Raw genomic sequence first — 18,234 nt, 5'->3', positions numbered from 1 at the left:
CTGCTAACGATCTATTCACCACACAAAGTGAGGCAGACCCCGTTTACGTGCCAATCAACAGTAGGGGTCAGCACGTTCCGCCTTCACCAGCGCGAAATCGCCCCTGATCCACGGCTCCATCACATAGGTCTCGCCGTCGAACTCGCGCGACTCCTTGCCGTCCGCAATCGGGGTGCCGACGCTGGCCCGGGTAAAGAATGCCCGCACGCCCGAACCGCCGGCCCGCAGCCGCTCGGCGAGCGTTCCCTGCGGCACGACTTCAAGCTCGATCTCGCCGGCATTGTAAAGCTCGTGAAACGCACGCGGATCGGACGAGCGCGGGAAGGAGCAGATCATTTTGCGCACGCGTCGGCGGCGGATCAGGGCGGCAAGCCCCACATCGCCCGTCCCGGCATTGTTGTTGACCACGACCAGGTCCTTCGCGCCATGATCGATCAGGGCATGGACCAGTTCGATGGGCGCACCTGAGCCGCCGAAACTGAACCGCACCGGGACTGTCGGAGGCTCTAACTCCCAAGTAGGATAGAGCCTGATGAGCAAGACAACGAACAAGTTTTCCCCCGAGGTGCGGACCCGGGCGGTGCGGATGGTGCTGGAGCATGGCGGGGAGTATCCGTCGCGCTGGGCGGCCGTGGTTTCGGTTTCCCAGAAGATTGGCTGTTCGGCCCACACCCTGAACGACTGGGTGAAGAAGGCCGAGGTCGATGGTGGCCGGCGTGCTGGCGTGCCCAGCGAGGTGGCCGAGAAGCTCAAGGCTCTGGAGCGAGAGAACCGGGAGCTGCGGCAGGCCAACGAGATCCTGCGCAAAGCCTCCGCATATTTTGCCCAGGCGGAGCTCGACCGCCCACTGAAGCGATGATCGCCTTTATCGACGAGCATCGTGGGCATTATGGGGTCGAGCCGATCTGCAGCGTCCTGCCAGTCGCCCCATCCACCTATCATGAGCGTGTTGCCCAACGCCGGGATCCCTCGCGGCTGTCGGCACGTGCCCAACGCGACGAAGCCCTCAAGCCTGAGGTCATGCGGGTCTTTGCCGAGAACTTCTCGGTCTATGGCGTCAGGAAGGTTTGGAGACAGATGCAGCGGGAAGGGTTCGATGTTGCGCGATGCACGGTGCAAAGGCTGATGCGGGAGCTCGGCCTGCAGGGTGTCATTCGCGGCAAACCGGTTCGCACCACGATCAGCGACAAGTCGGCTCCTTGCCCGCTCGACCAGGTGAACCGCCAGTTCCACGCACCGGCACCCGATCGGCTCTGGCTTTCGGATTTCACCTATGTGGCCACATGGGCCGGCTTCGTCTACGTGGCCTTCGTCATCGATGCCTATGCCCGCCGCATCGTTGGATGGCGGGCGTCACGGACTGCCCATGCGGGATTCGTTCTCGATGCCTTGGAGCAGGCCCTGCATGATCGGCGGCCTCTGCATGGCGGTGGCTTGGTCCATCACAGCGATAGGGGCAGCCAAGGCAGATTCAACCGGTCAGCGCAACACCCCAAACTTGGAGGTGTTTATGGTGACGGGAAGACGGAAGTCGGAGCGGTCGACGCGGCAAAAGTTATCCTCGCCAGGTCGGCCACCGGTGTGGCAGCGTGAGAACCTGTGTCGGTTCTGGGGAGAAGTGGCGGCGGGCTTGTCCAGCGAGGATGCCGCTGTGGAAGCTGGCGTCTCTGCCCCCGTTGGAAACCGATGGTTTCGGAGTTCAGGTGGCATGCCTCCCACACATCTATCGCCCTCAGCAACACCGCTCAAAAACCGCAGCCTGACGTTCAGCGAACGGGAGGAAATTGCATTGGAATGCGCTCGCGGCAGTGGCGTTCGCGCCATCGCACGGAAGCTGGGGCGATCACCCAGTACAATCTCGCGCGAGATCAGGCGCAATTCGGCGACACGCAGCGGCGACTTCGACTATCGGGCCATTACCGCACAATGGCATGCTGATCGGGCAGCACGACGGCCGAAAGCCGCAAAGCTTGCAACCAACCTGGCACTTCGTGACTACGTTCAGGACCGGCTCGCCGGCCTCATTGGAACGCCTGACGGCATCGCCTTTGAGGGTCCTGTCGTGGTATGGAAAGGGCGGCGGGCCGTTCATCGGCAAAGTCGACGCTGGTCCAAAGCTTGGAGCCCGGAACAGATTGCGCGGCGTCTGAGACTGGACTTCCCTGAGGACCCGGCCATGCGCATCAGTCACGAAGCCATCTATCAGGCGCTTTATATCCAGGGCCGCGGTGCTCTGAAGCGAGAATTATCGGCTTGCTTGCGCTCTGGACGGGCGCTGCGCTTACCCCGTGAACGTGCTCGCAACCGTGGCAAATCCTTTCTCGGGGATGCACTGATGATCAGCGATCGTCCTGCGGAGATCGACGACAGAGCGGTGCCTGGCCATTGGGAGGGCGATCTCATTCTGGGTCTCGGCAGTTCAGCGATCGGCACGCTGGTCGAACGTACAACACGGTTTACAATGCTCCTGCACCTGCCTCGCATGGAAGGTCACGGGATCGACAAGTCCGTCAAGAACGGTCCTGCTCTTGCCGGGCATGGCGCCGAAGCAGTCCGTGATGCTATCGCCGAAACGATCATGGAGCTGCCGGCGCACCTACGCCAATCCCTAACGTGGGACCAAGGTGCCGAGATGGCTCAACACGCACAGCTCAGGATCGATACTGGCCTCGATATTTACTTCTGCGACCCTCAAAGTCCGTGGCAGCGCGGTAGCAATGAAAACACAAACGGTTTGCTACGGCAGTACTTTCCGAAGGGTACAGATCTGAGCCAGCACGGAGCCGATGAACTCAGCGCTGTGGCGCATGCCCTTAATAGCAGGCCTCGCAAGACGCTGGGTTATCGCACGCCGGCAGAAGCGCTCGACGGTTTGCTTAAATCGGATATGATCGAAAGTGTTGCAGCGACCGGTTGAATCTGCCCAATACGTGTCCATCAAATATACCGAGCGGCTGGCCGAGGCCGGCATCGAACCTTCAGTGGGCAGCGTGGGCGACTCTTATGACAATGCCTTGGCCGAGACCATCAACGGTCTCTACAAGGCCGAGGTCATCCATCGACGCGGCCCCTGGCGCAGCTATGAAGCGGTGGAGTTCGCCACCCTCGAATGGGTCGACTGGTTCAACAACCGGCGCCTGCTAGAGCCAATCGGAAACATTCCGCCGGCCGAAGCCGAGGCAAAATACTACGCCGCACTGGATCAACCGGCCGTGGCCGCGTAACTTAAACCAAATGGCCTCCGACAGTCCCGGTGCGGTTCAAAACCGCCGATCAGAACGGTGGCTCCATCGTGGATTTGTGCGACCGCTTCAGCAGCGGTGGTGATGTTTTTCATCTTCGGACTACTACCTTTACTGGCTGTGCGGGTGCGAGGCGACGTAGCTCTTCGAGGCACGAGAACCAGTTCGCCCCGGTCTCAGCGCTTCCAGACGCCATAAAGCTCAATTTGAACCAGCTGCGGGTTTGTTCCACCGACGCCGCTTGCCACACGCGAAGGCGCCGCAAGGGCTATTTCCACGCCGTATGCGTCAGCCGGACGAAGTCTCTCAAACCTCATCCCCCCTCCATGCACGGGTTAGAAGCGATCGTATCGGCGCGTTCTCGATTGGACGTGGGTTCCAATAAGCATTTTCCGTGGCGAGCTCGGCAGCGCGCGCTATATCTGCTTCATCGAAACCCAATGCCTGAAGAGATGTTGGGGCTCCCAACTTTTTTGCAAGTGCACGAAAACCCTTTGCAGCGTCCACACCTCCCATGGCGCGCGACATCGCTACCATCGCGTCGGGAATTTCTGGACGATTGTAGTCCAAAGCATAAGGCAGTATTACGCAGTGGGTAGCTGCGTGGGGCAAATCGAAACTGCCGCCAAGCGTGTGGCACAATTTGTGGTGCAGAGCCATTCCGGCGGAGCCGAGGCAAATCCCACACAACCAGGCTCCGTACAATGCCTTGCTTCGCGCCTCGACATTTCGCTCGTCATCAACGATCTGTGGGAGCGCTTGCGTCAGGACGCGAATAGCTTCCTCTGCCAAAAGGGAAATCACCGGATTGCCGTCCCGGGCGTAAAGTGCCTCAGCGGCGTGTGCAGCCGCATTTAAGCCTGACGTGACAGAAATTTGGGCCGGTAAGGACAGAGTTAAGTCGACGTCGTAGATCACCGTCTGGGGCTGGATTTTTGGGTTACGGATTGTGGTCTTCAACCCATCTTCCGTTTGACCTAGTATTGGGGTCATTTCCGACCCCGCGTATGTCGTCGGTACCACAACCTGTGGCAAACCGGTTCGCCACGCTATTGCTTTGCCCAAACCAATTGTGGAACCACCCCCGATAGCAACCAAGCAGTCCGCATTTATCTCGCGTGCTAGCCCGACACCCGCCGCCGTGACATCGGTTGGAGTGTGCATAGCGGCTTCATGGAACGACCCCGCCAACCGCCATTCTAAGTTGCTCGCGATTGAAAGCGACTGTTCTTCTTGTTGCGGTGTGGACAGTACCAGCGCTCTTTTCAGCCCTAGTCGGTCCAGCTCCGCAGCCAGTGATAGTGATGCTCCACGGCCAAAGATAACCCTTGAAGGAGCTGAATTGTACACGAAAGGTTGCATTGAATATCCGCCCCTCAGATGGCGCCGAACAATCGGGCAGGGTTATCAACCAGGATTTTATGCCGGAGAGCGACGTCAGGAGCAAACCGGGCAACTAAGTTCAACAAATCTCCGTCATCTGGCATGCGCTTCGGGTCGAAGTACCCGGAATGCGGCCAGTCGCTTCCCCAGAGTAGGCGGTCAGGGGCTATCTCACTTAAGGCGTGTGCGAACGGCACAACATCGTCATATGGAACACCTGAATGCGAGATCCGATCGGCTCCCGTCAACTTAATCCAGACATGATCAAGAGTCGCAAGATCACGTAGGATCTTAAAGGGAAGCTGGTTGACTCCGGCCGCCGTTTCAACTCTGCCAAAATGGTCGATTATGATCGGTGTTTCAGCTCCCGCGATGAGGTCACATAGCCCCTCCAAAGCATCAGGAGCAAAATGCATGTTTATGCACCAATCGAGTTCACGGCACCAACCATGCATTCGCTCGAACAGTTCGGTGTCGAGTGCGCCGGAACCGTGCTGGGGATTGAATGCGAAACGTACCCCTCTTACACCGCGGGTCTTCAGGTCACGCAGTTCCGTAAAGGTCATATCACGATGAGGCTTGATTATTCCGAGGAGACGGCGATCAGAACGCTCGACCGCATCAATAGTCACTGAATTATCAATCCCGTGCACATTCGGGTGGACACAGACACCCCGTTCGATGCCCAAACGCTCCATCAACGCCAGATAATCTTCAAGCGGTGAATCCGGCGGAGTATACGGACGCTTTTCCGCATATGGGAACACAGCCGTTGGGCCAAAAACATGGAGATGAGTGTCCCATGCGCCTTTTGGTATTGCAAAACTTATTGGCGCAGAGCGCGCGCGAGGCCCTTGGCAAGGCGGTATGCCAGCTTGATCAGCGGGTAACATTTTCCTGGAGCTCCTTTCTGTTGAGCCGAAACTAGCAAGTCATGCCAATTGCTTCCGAACAGAGATTAGCGCTGCGCGACAGCGGCTCGCGGCAGCATTGATCGCTGGTGCAAGCTCAAATGCCTGCAGGATGGTGGAATGGTGGGCGGGGAAGCGTTTGGTCAGACGTTCCCGAAGGTGCCCACCTGAACGGACGACGTTGGCGACTTCTTCCTCTACGGCGGTGTAAGCTTCGGCGCGTCCCATCGCCTGCGCTAGACCTCCCGCAACCGCATCGCTGAATATCATTCCGTTTGTCAATTCTATGTTTCGGTACATTCGTGCGGCATCGACTTCCAAGCCACCAGCTAGAAGACGAGCCTCTCTGAGCGCTCCTGCCGCCAGTCCGACGAGAGACGGGAGCGCCAGCCATTCAGAATGCCAGGCGCCAACGGGCCTCTCATGAAGGCTTGCCATCGCGCTCACCAACGTCGAAAGGTGGCCCACTGATGCAGAGTGTTGGGCCAGAATGATCATCGATCCAACAGGATTTCGCTTGTGAGGCATAGCCGAGGATCCACCCCGGCCGGCGACCGCTGGCTCAGATACCTCTCCCACTTCCGGTGTCGCAAGATGAACCACATCTGTCGCCATCTTCGCTAGAATTCCGAGAAGGATGGCCAACCAACTACCTAGTTCAACTATTCTGCTACGATGCGTGTGCCACGGCATAGCGGGAACGGCTAATCCAAGATCCGCCGCAGTCCTCGTCACAACGGCTCCGGCCCGATCGCCCATCTGGGTCAATGTGCCTACAGGACCAGCCAATGAGAGGACGAGCACTCGCCGTTTAAGTTGCTCAACCTGAGCTAAGTGCTCAGCGATTGCGACGCACCAGCCTGCCACTTTGAAGCCGAATGTGACAGGCGAAGCATGTTGGCCAGCTGTGCGCCCGATGCAGGGAGTCTCGCAATGTTCCTCCGCTAGCTCGCACAGGGAAGAAAGCAAGGCTCTTAGATCAGTTTCGATCAGATCCACCGCATTGGCCATTTGAAGAATGATGGCCGTATCCATGATGTCCTGGCTCGTAGTACCGAAATGGAAGCCACCTGCCACATCCGGCGGAAGCATGGCTTGCACTGATTTTACGAATGGGATGACAGGGACCGCCCCAAGTCGGGTCTGCTCTGCCAGTACCTTAATGTCCAGAGAGCCAGGATCTATACCTGCGATGGAGTTGGCAAGCTCTTGGCTGACCAAACCTTCAGCAGCCTGAGCGCGCGCCAAAGCGGCTTCAACCCGCAACATCAACGCAAGAAATCGACGCTCCGAGAGCGCGTCCCTCATTTCTTTCGTCGTAAACAGAGGCCCCAACAGGTCTGAATCAAGGGGGGAAAATGCCATCAAAACGCCCAGTAAGATGAATCTAGGAATGGAGCCGCAGCTATAAACTTGATTGGTTATTATGTACAGCGTTAGCTTAATATGAACAGCGCCTGGAAGATGATTCTTGTGCAATCTGCAGTTGGAAAAGCGAAGTACCGTCCCGCTCATCCGGCCAAGGGGTGTTGTTCGGGCCATGTACGATTTTCATATGACGGATATGGAAGTGAGTCAGGGCGGCACTGGGATGTGCAACTGGGAACCGTTTCTCTTGGCTGTTTAGAAACCCCTCTCCTCGCCGGTCAAGGGGATGCAGCATGGCTGGCAAGACTCACCGATAGGAAGGACTATAGTGGCCATCATCCGTCGACCACTCACGAGATCGAGATGATCTGGTATATGACAACCACCGGAAGGCAGCGATTCGCAAGAATGAGAGGACTATGGCTCAGAAGTCCAATTCGCCACAAGGCACAGTACAAACGGTCTCAAAAGCGCTTGCCTTACTTGAGCTATTCACGACCGATGTTGAATGGCTTGGGGTACGCGAAATCGGAAGAATACTCGATATTAACAGCGCTACAGTTCACAATCTGCTTCGCACCCTCGCCAGCTCAGGTTTCGTTGAGCAGCATCCTGAGACTCGAAAATACCGGCTCGGGCTCGCACTCGTTCGGCTTGCCGGAACTAAGCTCGCTCAGTTAGATCTGGTGAAGGTTTGCTCGCCCCACATGAAGGCTCTGATGGAAAAGACGGGGGAAACGGTAACCCTTTCTGTCTTGCACGGTTCGGAGCTTCTTTACCTCGCGAAAAACGAAAGCACCGAACCGATGCGTGTTGCTTCTCGCGTCGGCGGCAGTGCCCCTTTGCATTGCTCTGCAAACGGAAAAGCCCTGCTTGCGTTCATAGAAGAGGCGCAACTGTCCCAGCTCCTTTCGCAACCCCTCAAGCGCTTCACATCGGAAACTATCGTTGATTCGTAAGCGAAGCTTTGTCCCCATTTGATTGATGGGTTTCCCCTCGGTTTGTGGTCTGCGATTCTTGGTTGTTCAGGCAGCCAGGAGGAGACTGAGGGCGATGGAGCTATCGGGCGAGGAAGCCGAAGCCGACGGTTTTGTAGGGAAGCTTGCGCGCCGTACCCGTTCTGGAGGCCGGTTGTGGTCTGCGGAGACCAAGGGGCGCGCTGTTTTCGAGACCATGAAGCCTGGCGCCCGCGTATGTGATGTCGCACGGCGTTATGGTGTCAAGGCCCAGCAATTGACGACGTGGCGCAGATTGGCGCGTGCCGGCCGGATCGCATTGGTCACGGACGAAGCGGCGGATTTCGTGTCGATCGAGTTGAGTGATCCAGCGGCGTCAGGCAAGAACGAGGGGCCTGTCGAGATTACGATTGGCAAGGTTTCGGTTCGCCTGGACGCGGACGTGTCAGCGGTGCGGATCGCGGAGATCGTGACCGCGATCGAGCGCGGCGCATGATCATTCCGGCGCAGGGACTGCGGATTGTGCTTGCTGTACGTCCTGTCGATTTCCGGTGCGGGCACGACGCGCTGGCCGGCCTCGTGCAGAACACGCTCGGGCTCGATCCGCATTCGGGCCTGATTGTGGTTTTTCGTTCGAAGCGCGCCGACCGGCTGAAGATTTTGCTATGGGACGGCACGGGCCTCGTTCTAATCTACAAGCGCCTTGGTCGCGCTGGCCGTTTTGAGTGGCCGCAGATCAGCGGCGGCGTCATGCATCTGACGCGGGTGCAGTTCGAAGCGCTGTTTGACGGGCTGAACTGGAAGCGTGTGGGCGAACGGATCGTCGCAACACCAGCTGCGGCGAACTGACTCGGGGGCTGACGATTTGTTTCGCACGGCGCCTCGGGATGATAGCTTGCGGATGTGCCACCGTCCGCCATTGATCCCGCCCGTCTTGCAGCGCTGCCCGCCGATTTGCGAGCGCTCTTCAGCGCGCAGGAAGCGATGCTCGCAGCCGAGCGTCGTCGCGCTGATGACGAACGCACGGCGCGCCTTCATGTCGAGAACGAACTGGCTGCGTCCAAACAGATCGTCGACCGTCTCGAACTGCTCGTGAAGGAGTACGAGCGCGCACGCTTCGGCAAACGCTCGGAGAAGTTCAATCCCGATCAGATGCAGCTGGTGCTCGAAGACATCGAGATCGCCATCGCCGAAGTCCAGGAGCGCCAAGACGATCGTGCGCGCCGCACCGGCGCGGCACCGTCGGGCCGCCGGGCCAGCCGCGCCGCCCGCGCCTTTCCCGCGCACCTGCCGCGCATTGAGCAGGTGATCGAACCCGAGAGCCTCGAGTGTCCCTGCGGCTGCGGCCAGATGGTCCGGATCGGCGAGGATCGCTCCAGACGCCTCGACGTGACGCCGGCCCAGTATCGCGTGGTCGAGACGGTGCGACCGCGCTACGCCTGCGCGACAGGATGCGCTGGCGTGCGCCAGGCGCCGGCGCCCGCCCATCTGGTGGAGGGTGGCCTGCCCACCGAGGCGATGCTGGCGCAGGTGGCGGTCGCCAAGTTCAGCGAGCACATGCCGCTCTATCGTCAGTCCCAGGTTCTGGCCCGGCATGGCATCCTCATCGATCGTGCCGTTCTGGCGGATTGGATGGGAACGGTCGCCTTCCACCTCGCGCCGTTGATCGAGCGCATGAGCGTCGTGATGAAGCAATCGGGCCGCTTGTTCATGGACGAGACCAGGGCGCCCGTGCTCGATCCGGGCCGGGGTCGAACCAAGACCGGCTATCTGTGGGCTGTCCTGCGCGACGATCGCGGCCACGGCGGCGCTGATCCACCAATCGTGGTCTACCACTACGCGCCAGGACGCAGTGGCAAACATGCCGAGCATATCCTCGACGGCTTCGACGGCATCCTTCAGGTCGATGGATACCAGGGCTATCACAGGCTCGCACGACTCGAGCGTCAAGGCGGCGCGCCGCTGCGGCTGGCCGCATGCTGGTCCCACTCCAGGCGCGAGATCATTGCCGCGACTCCGAAGGCCGGCTCACCCATCGCCGAAGCCGTCCTCGCGCGCATCGCCGCGCTCTATGCAATCGAGAAGGAGATCCGTGGCTCCGACGCCGCGATCCGACAAAAGGCGCGCAACGAGCGATCACGGCCGCTCGTCGCCGAACTCGAGAGATTCCTGCGCGAGCAAGCCGCCCGCCTGTCGCCGGGCAGCGAGATGGGCAAGGCGATCGCCTATCTGCTGAACCATTGGGCTGGCCTCACTTTGTTTCTCGACGATGGCCGCGTTGAGATGGACACTAACCCCGTCGAAAATCAAATCAGACCGCTGACTCTGACGCGCAAAAATAGTCTATTTGCAGGTCACGACGAAGGTGGCCGTTCATGGGCCCGCATAGCTTCGCTCATCGCCACCTGCAAGATCAACAGCGTGGAGCCCTACGCCTGGATGAAAGCGACCCTCGAAGCGATCGCAACCGGTCACCCGCAGTCGCGGATCGACGAACTCTTGCCCTGGTCGTTCGCCCGCACCTCCTAATTCTCCGCAGCTGCCGCCACAGTCGCGACCTCAACGATTTGCAACGCGTTGATCAACGGATTTGCAGTCCGTTGCGCCAACGCGTTGCAATCCGTCCCTCCAAATCTTTGCGAATGGGACGTGGACGTCGCTTACGTTGATTCTGAGATATTGAGAGCTGAACTCCAGGACATTCGGCGTTTAGGCTATGCTGTCGATCTTGGCGGCTACTTACCAGGTGTGAATGCGGTTGGAGCACCGATTCGTGACCAGACCCACAAAGTGGTGGCGTCGCTCGGAATCGTTGGACCTGCCAGCCGTCTTAAGGAGGAGAAACTGACCTTCTGCACCATTCATGTACAAGAGGCCGCAGCTGAAATGTCTCGTTCATTGGGGTGGAACAGGAGGTAGAGGCAAGTGTCCGGGCCAACCGCTGCGCAGTTGGCCGGGACACTTGTATTTCGCTGAAAAAGTCAGAACATCGCCTGGGGTATAAACAATGCAATTTGGGGGAAAAGTACGAGCAAAAGCAGACAGAACCCCATTGCAAACCAGAATGGCAGGACGCCGCGAAAAATCGTGGCCATGGGCACATCACCGGCAATACTTTTCACGACAAATACATTCATGCCGACAGGAGGCGTGATCATACCCATCTCAATCATGATAACAGCTACAACACCAAACCAGATCGGATCAAAGCCCATCGACATCATGATGGGGTAGAAGATGGGAACAGTCACGACCAGCATTGCTAACCCGTCCATGAACATCCCCAAAATCAGATAGGCAACAACGACAAGAAACAGCACGCCATAGGGGCCGAGACCAGAAGACGTCATTGCTTCGCCCAACATCGACGGCAATTGTGTCATCGATAGAAACGGATTGAGGACTGCTGCGCCTATAATGATCAGGTACAGCATGGCTGTAGTGCTGACCGTGTCGCTAACCGCTCGCCAAGCGGTTGACGGAGTCAGCTTCCGCGTAAATAGAGCCAAGATAAGGACCAGTCCCGCGCCGATGCCGGCGGCTTCGACTGGCGTGAATACACCAAGATAAATACCCCCAATTGATACTATGATTACCGTTAGCAGGGGCGCCGCACGGAGTGTGGCAGCCATACGTTCCTTTAGCGGAACATGAGCTCCGCGCGGTCCCGCTTCTGGATTTCGAAGCGAGATGAGGGTGACCGTGAGAATGAACAAGCCTGCAAGCAAGAGACCGGGGAGAATACCCGACATGAACAATTGGCCAATGCTTTGTTCGGTGAGAATGGCGTAGATAACAAAGCCGGTTGATGGTGGGATAAGGAAACCAAGGGTGCCACCGGCAGCAATCGCACCCGTTGCGAGCCCGCTGGAATAGTTGAAACGCGCCATCTCTGGCAGTGCGACACGTCCAATGGTAACCGCAGTCGCCACCGATGAGCCACTGACGGCGGAGAACGCCGCACACCCAAGGACTGAAGCCGAAGCAAGACCTCCAGGGAGTCGCCCCACCCATGCAAAAGCCGCTTCGTAGAGCCCACGGCTGAAGCCGGCTACCGAAGCTATATTGCCCATCAATATAAATAGAGGGATGACGGTCAACGAGTAGTTGGATACCTGAGAGAATGTCTCCGTAACCATTAAGGCGTTCGCCGAACGGAAGCCATTCAGCATCCACGTGCCGAAGAAGCCCACGGTCAGCATCGCCATCCCAACTGGCATGCGCAAGACCATCAATACGAAAAGCGCTACGATGCCGAAGAGGCCAATCGAAAAATCAGTCATCAGCGCCAGGTCCCCCGCGAATGAGGTCAACTATTTGCAGGACCAGAACAACTGCAAAAAGGGCACTCCCGAGCGCCATGAGTCCATAGAATGGCCAGAATGGGACACGCAGCATGTTGGATAGGTCGTTATACTCCAGTGCTTCACGCAGTTTTAGCCACGAGCGCCAAGTCAAGAGGTACATGAGGTAGACGCCTACGGCACGCGAGAACAAGTCGCCAATGAAACGGCCCCACACGCCGATATGCTCATCGAACACATCAACTCGCACATGTCCGTCGCGCTGGGCGGTGCCTGGCATTGCGAGCATAACCAACGCGATCGAGACTAGCTGAATTATCTCATCACTACCGAGGATTGGGGTCTGAAAGAAATAGCGCATGATGACGCCAACAAAGCTGGTGCATAAGATAATGGCTAAGGCTAGAGCTGACAGAGACGTTAAGAAGGCAACCGCCCATTCGATTACTATCGAATGGGCGATGCCTTGCTTCTTTTTTATTGTCGGAGAGTTAGTCATTCTGTAGCGCTTCGACATAGGCGCGTGCTGCAACGCCTGTTGCTTCGACTTCTTCAATCACGCTCTCGACCACGGTACTAGTTGCGGCATTGAATTTCTCGATTTCTTCCTCTGAAAGCGTAATTACTTCTTTACCTTCCGTTCCAGCGAAGTCCTTGAGGGCGGTGGATGCAACGCCGAGCCAAGCCCTATTGCCGTTTCGTGCGGCTTCCTGACCAGCATCGAGAACAGCTTTTTGTTGCTCTTCACTAAGCTCCTGGAAACTGTCGAGATTCATCACCATCAAAAACTGGGAAATCGACGTATCCATACCGACTGTGATGTAGTTTGTCACCTCTTCCAGTCTGAACCCTGTCAGAGCTGTGGCGTCAATCATCGCTCCATCGATGACCCCCGTTTGCATCGCATTATAAACTTCACTTGCAGGCATGGAAACGGGAACACCTCCCCACGCTTCGAGCACAAGGCCTGCGTTACGTGATGGGACGCGAACCTTCATGCCAGCAAGATCCTCGAGCTTACGAATTGGCTTGGTCGCAGAGAACAAAAACGACGGTGCGTTATTCCATAGGGCGAGCAGCTGAACTCGACGATACTCCTGAGAGAGCTTGTCAATGTTGGCCAGCATGCGTTCGGTACCGGTCTCAGCGTCAATCACACCGGGCAGGTCGGCAAGAAGGGTCAATGGAAATGTAGAGGCCGTGTAACCCGGCATAGCCAAGACGATATCAGCGACGCCATCGACAGCACGATTGTACTGCTCGTTTGGGCCTGGGCCAAGCTCCCCTCCCATATAGAGTCGGACGGTTAAATCCCCGCCCGTTGCCTCTGACACTGCGTTCGCAAAAGGCTCATATACCTCTTCAACAATAAAATGCGAGGGCGAATGAAAATCGGCAAGTTTCAGATCACGGGCAAAGGCGGGCAATGTCGACAGAAGCGCTGTCGCGGTCACTGCGGAAACCAACATTTTCGAGAACATCATATTCCTCCTTGGCTTGATGTTGCTAAACTTACGTAGTCCGGTCTTTCTCAACATGCGGCCACGCGATTGGCGTCAGAATTACCTTGCGCTGCAAAGGCAGCCTTCGCAGGCGAGTGCTATGTTTGTGATCTCAGAGGCTGCCCCAAAAAGAGTTGAGTGATTTCAGCCAGTTGTGATTCCTTCGGATTTGCAAAGATTCGATGGAGAGCACGATGGCCTGGACTGAAACCACCCGGCGGCAATATGAGCGTCAGACGAGCCGATATGCAAGCGATGTTACGGATCGCGAATGGGGATTTATAGCTGGCTTCATGCCCGCACCTCGCCGTCTCGGCCGTCCCCGCAAGACCGACTTGCGCGAGGTTGTGAACGCGCTTCTCTATATCGCTTCAACAGGGTGCCAGTGGCGAATGCTGCCCAAGGATTTTCCACCCTGCTCTACGGTGCAGCGATATTTCTATGAGTGGCGGGCGATGGATCTTTGGTCACGGATCAACCACCACCTCGTTATGGAGGCCCGGGAACTGGAGGGGAAAGATGCCTCTCCGACGGCGGGCGCCATCGATAGCCAAAGTGTCAAAACGACCGAAAGTGGTGGTATCCGGGGCTTCGATGCGGGCAAGAAAATCAAGGGTCGCAAGCGCCACATTGTTGTCGACACGCTTGGGCTGATGGTCGGCCTCATGGTACACAGCGCCGATATCCAGGACCGCGACGGTGCTCCCGATCTCCTCAAATCCATTCGCAACCGCTGGCCATGGCTCCTCCATGTCTTTGCCGATGGCGGCTATGCGGGCGAAAAACTGAAGAAACGGCTGCAGAAAATCGGCAAATGGACGATCGAAATCATCAAGCGCTCTGACCAGGCCAAGGGTTTTGAGATCCTGCCCCGCCGCTGGGTCGTCGAGCGCACATTCGCGTGGCTTGGCCGATGCCGAAGGCTGGCAAAGGACTTCGAAAAATCCATCGCTTCAGCAGAAGCCTGGATATCCATCGCCCACATCCGCCTGCTCACCAGGCGTCTCGCAAGGTATGGATATCGTTGATGCCTTTTCGAGTCCGACTCTCACACTTCGAAGAAAACCGTCTCCCTCTGTCCTTGAAGGCGGATTGTGATGTGAAAGGCGGCATCATCGATCTTTTCTGCGATAAGCGTAGCACGCTCATCACTCGACAGGAGAGCCAAGATCGGGTCTTCATCATTAGAGACTTCATCTGCGAAATAGATTCTCGTGTATAATCTGCGGTTCAATCCCTTTCCAAAGATGGAAAGCGCAACGTGAGGCGCCTGTAAGATCCCTGCGGATGTCGGAACACGACCCGGTTTCACAGTGTGAAATGTGAAGGAGCCAGACTCATTGCAGTGGGTGCGGCCAAAGCCCGTGAATGATGACTTTCGTGGGTTGATTTGTGCACCTACAAAATTGCCATTTCCATCAGGCTGCCAGAGTTCGATCATACCATCAGGGATGGCATGATCATCTCCGTCGATGAGCGTTCCCGAAATTGAAATGCGCTGTCCCACAGCATCGTCGGTGGCGAGGTTCCTTCCAAAAATAGGAGGGATCGTTTGATAGTCGTCTGGCGTCAGGCAGTAGGCATAGAAGGGACCGACTGTCTGAGATGGTGTGATCGTCATCGGGGCTTCAATGCGCATGAGTTTCCTCGAAATAGTTCCCGTTTCGGCCCCGCAGAACAATGTCAAAGCGGTAAGTTAAGCCCCATTCAGACTGTGTAGCCTCAAGATCGAGCGAAGCCACCATTCCTCTCTTTGAGAAATCCGGCGCTGCATTATAGATGGAGTCATATCTGAGCAGGGGATCGCCCTCGAAGTAGAGTTGGGTGACCAAGCGGCTCAAAAATGACGGCCCGAATAAAGAGATGTGAATGTGGCGTGGACGCCAGACGTTGTGCAGTCCCACGACCGGATAAGCACCAGGAATAATCGTAATAAATGAATATGAGCCGTCGCTTCCGGTAACGGTACGGCCAGCGCCCGAAAAGTTTGGGTCAAGGGGTGCTAAGTGCTGATCTAACTTATGAATATAGCGACCAGCTGCGTTCGCCTGCCAGATTTCCAATAGTGCGTTTGGAACGCCGCGGCCGTCTTCATCGATAACACGCCCCGTAATTCGAATGCGCTCTCCTATCGGCTCTCCGTCATGCTGACGAGTCAGATCCGAGTCTTCTGGACGAACACTTTCGTGTCCATACACAGGCCCGTACAACTCCGTAGCAGTCTGCGGAATATATCTTAAGGGCCGGGATGGAGCGCGCTTTCTGGTAAAGATGTAGGCCGGCGTATCATAAGGCGGATGCATGCCGACGCTATCGGAGGGATATTCCGCCGGCACTTCGGGCCAGCCGGGGAGGAACAAGGCCATGAGCACTTACCTGTTCATATAATCTAAACACTGTTCAATAAGCTAGAACACTTTTTCTTGCCCGTCAACGCCGTCCCGAGTTGCAGGCCGTCGTCTAAGATCATTTGAGCGGTTCTAGATTGGCTATCGCTTCAAAGAGCTTGCCTCTCTTTGCGCTGGGATATGTCTCGGAGTTTACGACCCGGAATAGCTTGGACTGCGAGGTTGCCGAACCGAGAGAGAGCAACGACCTGAAAAGCTGTTTGCGGCAGGTTTGCGGACGCAGAAATCGGGTTGCAGGCGTCGGAGTTTAACACCGAATCTCTGCCAAAGCCTTTTCGCCGAACCTACATCGGTGGGAATAATATCCTGGTCCAACTATTGAGCTAGCGCACCTGACGAATGGGCTGCTCTTGCAGAGCGCCAAACCTCCGCTCCGTCTAGTCGACCGAACTATTCGAAACAATCGATCATTCTGATCCATTTTTTGCGTTGGACCCTGCGGTGTTGGAATGAGATTTCGTTCGATGCATAGATGGAGTATCAAGTGTCTGCTCGTTCCCCGGTCCAGTCAAAGCAACACTCGACGTCTTTTCGGATAACGACTAAGCTGCAGGATATCTTACCTGGGATATTCCTTGCTGCGGTCGTCAGTGGTGCGGCCTATTCGCTGCGTGGCTTCCCAGCGCTTGCCATTTTCAGCCCGATGATCCTCGCTGTCATCTTGGGCATCATCTTTGCAAACATCATTGAGATTCCCCGTGGCGCGGCTGCCGGGATCGCCTTCTGCCAACGTCCAATTCTCAGGACAGCGATTGTGCTGCTCGGTTTTCAGCTCACCTTTTCGCAGGTCCAGTCCGTTGGCATGGGTGGTTTCCTCATCGTTGCCGTATCGCTTTTTGCAACCTTTATTGCAACATTGGGAATGGCGCGCCTTCTTGGTGTGGAGCGCAAGCTGGCAGAACTGATCGCTGCTGGCACCTCGATCTGTGGCGCCTCCGCGATCGTGGCAACGAACTCCATCACCGATGCCGATGATGAAGATGTGGCTTATGCCGTCGCATCTATCACTCTGTTTGGCACGGTCGCGATGTTCATCTTCCCATTGCTCATGCCGGTCTTTGGGCTCTCAGCGGCAGAGTATGGACTTTGGGCAGGCACGGCGATTCACGAGGTTGCACAGGTGATTGGCGCCGGTTTCCAGAACGGCATGGAGGCAGGCGAGATCAGCACAATCGCCAAACTCTCTCGCGTCGCAATGCTGGCGCCCCTCGTGCTCGCGCTTGGCTATTTGGCCTCGCGAAGTCGGGCTGACGAGGTGTCTGCCCGCGCTCCAGTGCCTTGGTTCGTCTTTGGGTTTATTGCCGTGGTTGCCCTCAACAGCCTTGTCGACCTTCCAGAAGCTTTCACGGCGACCGTTCCCAAGGTAACCACGTTTCTACTCACTATGGGCTTGGCAGCCATGGGGCTGCGGACGAATGTGGGGGAGATTCTTGCCAAGGGTATTAAGCCCTTGCTGCTGGCCTTTTCGGCGTCGATCTTCATTGCCGCGTTAAGCCTCGTCCTGATAAAAATGTTCTAGAAAAATTTCTCAATCCCAAGGGAATAATATGCCGGCTCCGCATCTCAAGCGGGGCTCATGAGAGATCAGGTTTAGATGACACTGGAACAGCTACGAATTTTTGTTGCCGTCGCCGAACGTGAACATGTCACGCAGGCGGCTCGGGATCTCAACCTGACGCAATCTGCAACGAGTTCGGCCATAGCGGTCCTTGAGGCGCGTTATCAGACGAAGCTATTTGACCGCGTCGGCAGAGGCATCGTACTGACAAGCGCGGGCCATACGTTTCTTGCAGAAGCGAAAGCCGTGCTCGCTCGGGCGGAAGCCGCTGAGCATGTACTGGCTGACCTTGCCGGACTGCGCCGTGGAACGATCCATATCGCTGCGAGCCAGACCGTCGGGAACTACTGGTTGCCGCGTTACCTGCACAAATTCAAAGAGGCACATCCAGGCATATCCGTATCGCTCACGATCGGCAACACGGCGCAAGTAGCGGCTCTCTTGCGAGAAGGCGTCGCTAATTTGGGCTTTGTAGAAGGGGAGGTGCGCGACCCCCGCATAGACGCGACGCCAATCGCCTCCGACGAGTTGCTGCTTGTTGCTGTCGTTTTGCATTTAACCTGGGTCTGCCTCACTTTGTGTGGAGATCGGACAATTGGATG

Annotated in this window: 18 protein-coding genes, 2 pseudogenes and 1 other annotated feature; of the genes and pseudogenes, 11 read left to right on the top strand and 9 right to left on the bottom strand. The window is 57.0% G+C overall.

Translation table 11 applies throughout. The features are described from left to right. Positions 1-54: 54 nt before the first annotated feature. Positions 55-489: a 3-oxoacid CoA-transferase subunit A gene (locus tag EP380_RS22885; protein WP_051796801.1), complete on the bottom strand. Its 435-nt coding sequence runs from the start codon at positions 487-489 to the stop codon at positions 55-57. Positions 490-532: 43 nt separating this feature from the next. Here EP380_RS22885 and EP380_RS22880 point away from each other — a divergent pair. From EP380_RS22880 to EP380_RS22870, 3 genes and pseudogenes are all read left to right on the top strand, one after another. Further along, positions 533-1,464 (top strand): annotated as a pseudogene (locus EP380_RS22880) (IS3 family transposase); the annotation flags it as partial. Beyond that, positions 814-930 (top strand) — a sequence feature (AL1L pseudoknot). (Overlaps the previous pseudogene by 117 nt.) Positions 1,465-1,510: 46 nt before the next feature. After that, positions 1,511-2,917, top strand: coding sequence for an IS30 family transposase (locus EP380_RS22875; protein ID WP_202903115.1), 1,407 nt, complete (start codon positions 1,511-1,513; stop codon positions 2,915-2,917). 4 nt (positions 2,918-2,921) lie between these two features. Further along, a pseudogene (locus EP380_RS22870) lies at positions 2,922-3,224 on the top strand (integrase core domain-containing protein); the annotation flags it as partial. 324 nt (positions 3,225-3,548) lie between these two features. Here the strand turns inward: EP380_RS22870 and EP380_RS22860 are convergent. From EP380_RS22860 to EP380_RS22850, 3 genes are read right to left on the bottom strand one after another with little or no spacing between them, the layout of a single operon-like run. Continuing rightward, the gene (locus EP380_RS22860; RefSeq protein ID WP_035228600.1) at positions 3,549-4,604 is read right to left on the bottom strand and encodes a maleylacetate reductase; all 1,056 of its coding nucleotides are present in this window, start codon (positions 4,602-4,604) and stop codon (positions 3,549-3,551) included. A gap of 14 nt (positions 4,605-4,618) precedes the next feature. Then, the gene (locus tag EP380_RS22855; RefSeq protein ID WP_080723363.1) at positions 4,619-5,518 is read right to left on the bottom strand and encodes a 4-sulfomuconolactone hydrolase; all 900 of its coding nucleotides are present in this window, start codon (positions 5,516-5,518) and stop codon (positions 4,619-4,621) included. A gap of 39 nt (positions 5,519-5,557) precedes the next feature. Next, the gene (locus EP380_RS22850) at positions 5,558-7,078 is read right to left on the bottom strand and encodes a class-II fumarase/aspartase family protein (RefSeq protein WP_206020967.1); all 1,521 of its coding nucleotides are present in this window, start codon (positions 7,076-7,078) and stop codon (positions 5,558-5,560) included. 245 nt (positions 7,079-7,323) lie between these two features. On the opposite strand from EP380_RS22850, the gene EP380_RS22845 reads away from it, so the two are divergent. The 5 genes from EP380_RS22845 (at position 7,324) to EP380_RS24070 (ending at position 10,779) form a co-directional block, all read left to right on the top strand. Next, positions 7,324-7,863, top strand: a complete 540-nt coding sequence (locus EP380_RS22845) for an IclR family transcriptional regulator (protein ID WP_127601124.1) — start codon at positions 7,324-7,326, stop codon at positions 7,861-7,863. A 94-nt stretch (positions 7,864-7,957) separates the two neighbouring features. After that, the gene (locus tag EP380_RS22840; protein WP_024585272.1) at positions 7,958-8,356 is read left to right on the top strand and encodes a transposase; all 399 of its coding nucleotides are present in this window, start codon (positions 7,958-7,960) and stop codon (positions 8,354-8,356) included. Further along, positions 8,353-8,709, top strand: a complete 357-nt coding sequence (gene tnpB / locus EP380_RS22835) for an IS66 family insertion sequence element accessory protein TnpB (RefSeq protein ID WP_024585271.1) — start codon at positions 8,353-8,355, stop codon at positions 8,707-8,709. Before EP380_RS22840 ends, tnpB begins: the two co-directional genes overlap by 4 nt. 135 nt (positions 8,710-8,844) lie before the next feature. Next, positions 8,845-10,389, top strand: a complete 1,545-nt coding sequence (gene tnpC, locus EP380_RS22830) for an IS66 family transposase (protein WP_238720028.1) — start codon at positions 8,845-8,847, stop codon at positions 10,387-10,389. Between the two features lie 120 nt (positions 10,390-10,509). After that, positions 10,510-10,779 (top strand): IclR family transcriptional regulator domain-containing protein, encoded by a 270-nt coding sequence (locus EP380_RS24070; protein WP_164749967.1) that lies wholly within the window; start codon positions 10,510-10,512, stop codon positions 10,777-10,779. A gap of 62 nt (positions 10,780-10,841) precedes the next feature. On the opposite strand, the gene EP380_RS22820 is transcribed toward EP380_RS24070, so the two are convergent. From EP380_RS22820 to EP380_RS22810, 3 genes are read right to left on the bottom strand one after another with little or no spacing between them, the layout of a single operon-like run. After that, positions 10,842-12,143, bottom strand: coding sequence for a TRAP transporter large permease (locus EP380_RS22820; RefSeq protein ID WP_035228604.1), 1,302 nt, complete (start codon positions 12,141-12,143; stop codon positions 10,842-10,844). After that, positions 12,136-12,681, bottom strand: a complete 546-nt coding sequence (locus tag EP380_RS22815; RefSeq protein WP_051796743.1) for a TRAP transporter small permease — start codon at positions 12,679-12,681, stop codon at positions 12,136-12,138. The genes EP380_RS22820 and EP380_RS22815 overlap by 8 nt, the downstream gene beginning before the upstream one ends. Next, entirely contained in the window at positions 12,656-13,648 is a 993-nt protein-coding gene (locus EP380_RS22810; RefSeq protein WP_206020966.1) for a TRAP transporter substrate-binding protein, read from the bottom strand. The genes EP380_RS22815 and EP380_RS22810 overlap by 26 nt, the downstream gene beginning before the upstream one ends. Positions 13,649-13,860: 212 nt before the next feature. Here EP380_RS22810 and EP380_RS22805 point away from each other — a divergent pair, with 212 nt between their 5' ends. After that, entirely contained in the window at positions 13,861-14,694 is an 834-nt protein-coding gene (locus EP380_RS22805; RefSeq protein WP_127601122.1) for an IS5 family transposase, read from the top strand. 20 nt (positions 14,695-14,714) lie between these two features. On the opposite strand, the gene pcaG is transcribed toward EP380_RS22805, so the two are convergent. Together pcaG and pcaH are read right to left on the bottom strand one after the other, a co-directional pair. Then, positions 14,715-15,305: a protocatechuate 3,4-dioxygenase subunit alpha gene (gene pcaG, locus EP380_RS22800; protein WP_051796746.1), complete on the bottom strand. Its 591-nt coding sequence runs from the start codon at positions 15,303-15,305 to the stop codon at positions 14,715-14,717. After that, positions 15,295-16,032, bottom strand: coding sequence for a protocatechuate 3,4-dioxygenase subunit beta (pcaH, locus tag EP380_RS22795; RefSeq protein ID WP_051796759.1), 738 nt, complete (start codon positions 16,030-16,032; stop codon positions 15,295-15,297). Before pcaH ends, pcaG begins: the two co-directional genes overlap by 11 nt. A 526-nt stretch (positions 16,033-16,558) precedes the next feature. Between pcaH and EP380_RS22790 the strand changes: the two genes are divergently transcribed. Together EP380_RS22790 and EP380_RS22785 are read left to right on the top strand one after the other, a co-directional pair. Further along, the gene (locus EP380_RS22790) at positions 16,559-17,593 is read left to right on the top strand and encodes a YeiH family protein (protein WP_238720027.1); all 1,035 of its coding nucleotides are present in this window, start codon (positions 16,559-16,561) and stop codon (positions 17,591-17,593) included. Between the two features lie 75 nt (positions 17,594-17,668). Continuing rightward, positions 17,669-18,234: LysR family transcriptional regulator (locus EP380_RS22785; protein ID WP_164749966.1), on the top strand; the 566-nt coding region annotated here is incomplete at its 3' end.

The organism is Nitratireductor alexandrii, from assembly GCF_004000215.1.
GTDB classification, from domain to species: Bacteria; Pseudomonadota; Alphaproteobacteria; order Rhizobiales; family Rhizobiaceae; genus Mangrovimarina; species Mangrovimarina alexandrii.
The sequence above is the reverse complement of the archived record's forward strand: the minus strand, read 5'-3'. Positions and strand labels throughout refer to the sequence as shown.

What these genes read in the sequence shown, in the direction of transcription:
- EP380_RS22820 (WP_035228604.1), bottom strand. Translation starts at nt 12,143, where the DNA reads ATGACTGATTTTTCGATTGGCCTCTTCGGCATCGTAGCGCTTTTCGTA.
- EP380_RS22845 (WP_127601124.1), top strand. Translation starts at nt 7,324, where the DNA reads ATGGCTCAGAAGTCCAATTCGCCACAAGGCACAGTACAAACGGTCTCA.
- tnpC (WP_238720028.1), top strand. Translation starts at nt 8,845, where the DNA reads ATGCTCGCAGCCGAGCGTCGTCGCGCTGATGACGAACGCACGGCGCGC.
- tnpB (WP_024585271.1), top strand. Translation starts at nt 8,353, where the DNA reads ATGATCATTCCGGCGCAGGGACTGCGGATTGTGCTTGCTGTACGTCCT.
- EP380_RS22840 (WP_024585272.1), top strand. Translation starts at nt 7,958, where the DNA reads ATGGAGCTATCGGGCGAGGAAGCCGAAGCCGACGGTTTTGTAGGGAAG.
- pcaG (WP_051796746.1), bottom strand. Translation starts at nt 15,305, where the DNA reads ATGCGCATTGAAGCCCCGATGACGATCACACCATCTCAGACAGTCGGT.
- EP380_RS22805 (WP_127601122.1), top strand. Translation starts at nt 13,861, where the DNA reads ATGGCCTGGACTGAAACCACCCGGCGGCAATATGAGCGTCAGACGAGC.
- EP380_RS22875 (WP_202903115.1), top strand. Translation starts at nt 1,511, where the DNA reads ATGGTGACGGGAAGACGGAAGTCGGAGCGGTCGACGCGGCAAAAGTTA.
- EP380_RS22860 (WP_035228600.1), bottom strand. Translation starts at nt 4,604, where the DNA reads ATGCAACCTTTCGTGTACAATTCAGCTCCTTCAAGGGTTATCTTTGGC.
- EP380_RS22810 (WP_206020966.1), bottom strand. Translation starts at nt 13,648, where the DNA reads ATGATGTTCTCGAAAATGTTGGTTTCCGCAGTGACCGCGACAGCGCTT.
- EP380_RS22815 (WP_051796743.1), bottom strand. Translation starts at nt 12,681, where the DNA reads ATGTCGAAGCGCTACAGAATGACTAACTCTCCGACAATAAAAAAGAAG.
- EP380_RS22855 (WP_080723363.1), bottom strand. Translation starts at nt 5,518, where the DNA reads ATGTTACCCGCTGATCAAGCTGGCATACCGCCTTGCCAAGGGCCTCGC.
- pcaH (WP_051796759.1), bottom strand. Translation starts at nt 16,032, where the DNA reads ATGGCCTTGTTCCTCCCCGGCTGGCCCGAAGTGCCGGCGGAATATCCC.
- EP380_RS22850 (WP_206020967.1), bottom strand. Translation starts at nt 7,078, where the DNA reads ATGGCCCGAACAACACCCCTTGGCCGGATGAGCGGGACGGTACTTCGC.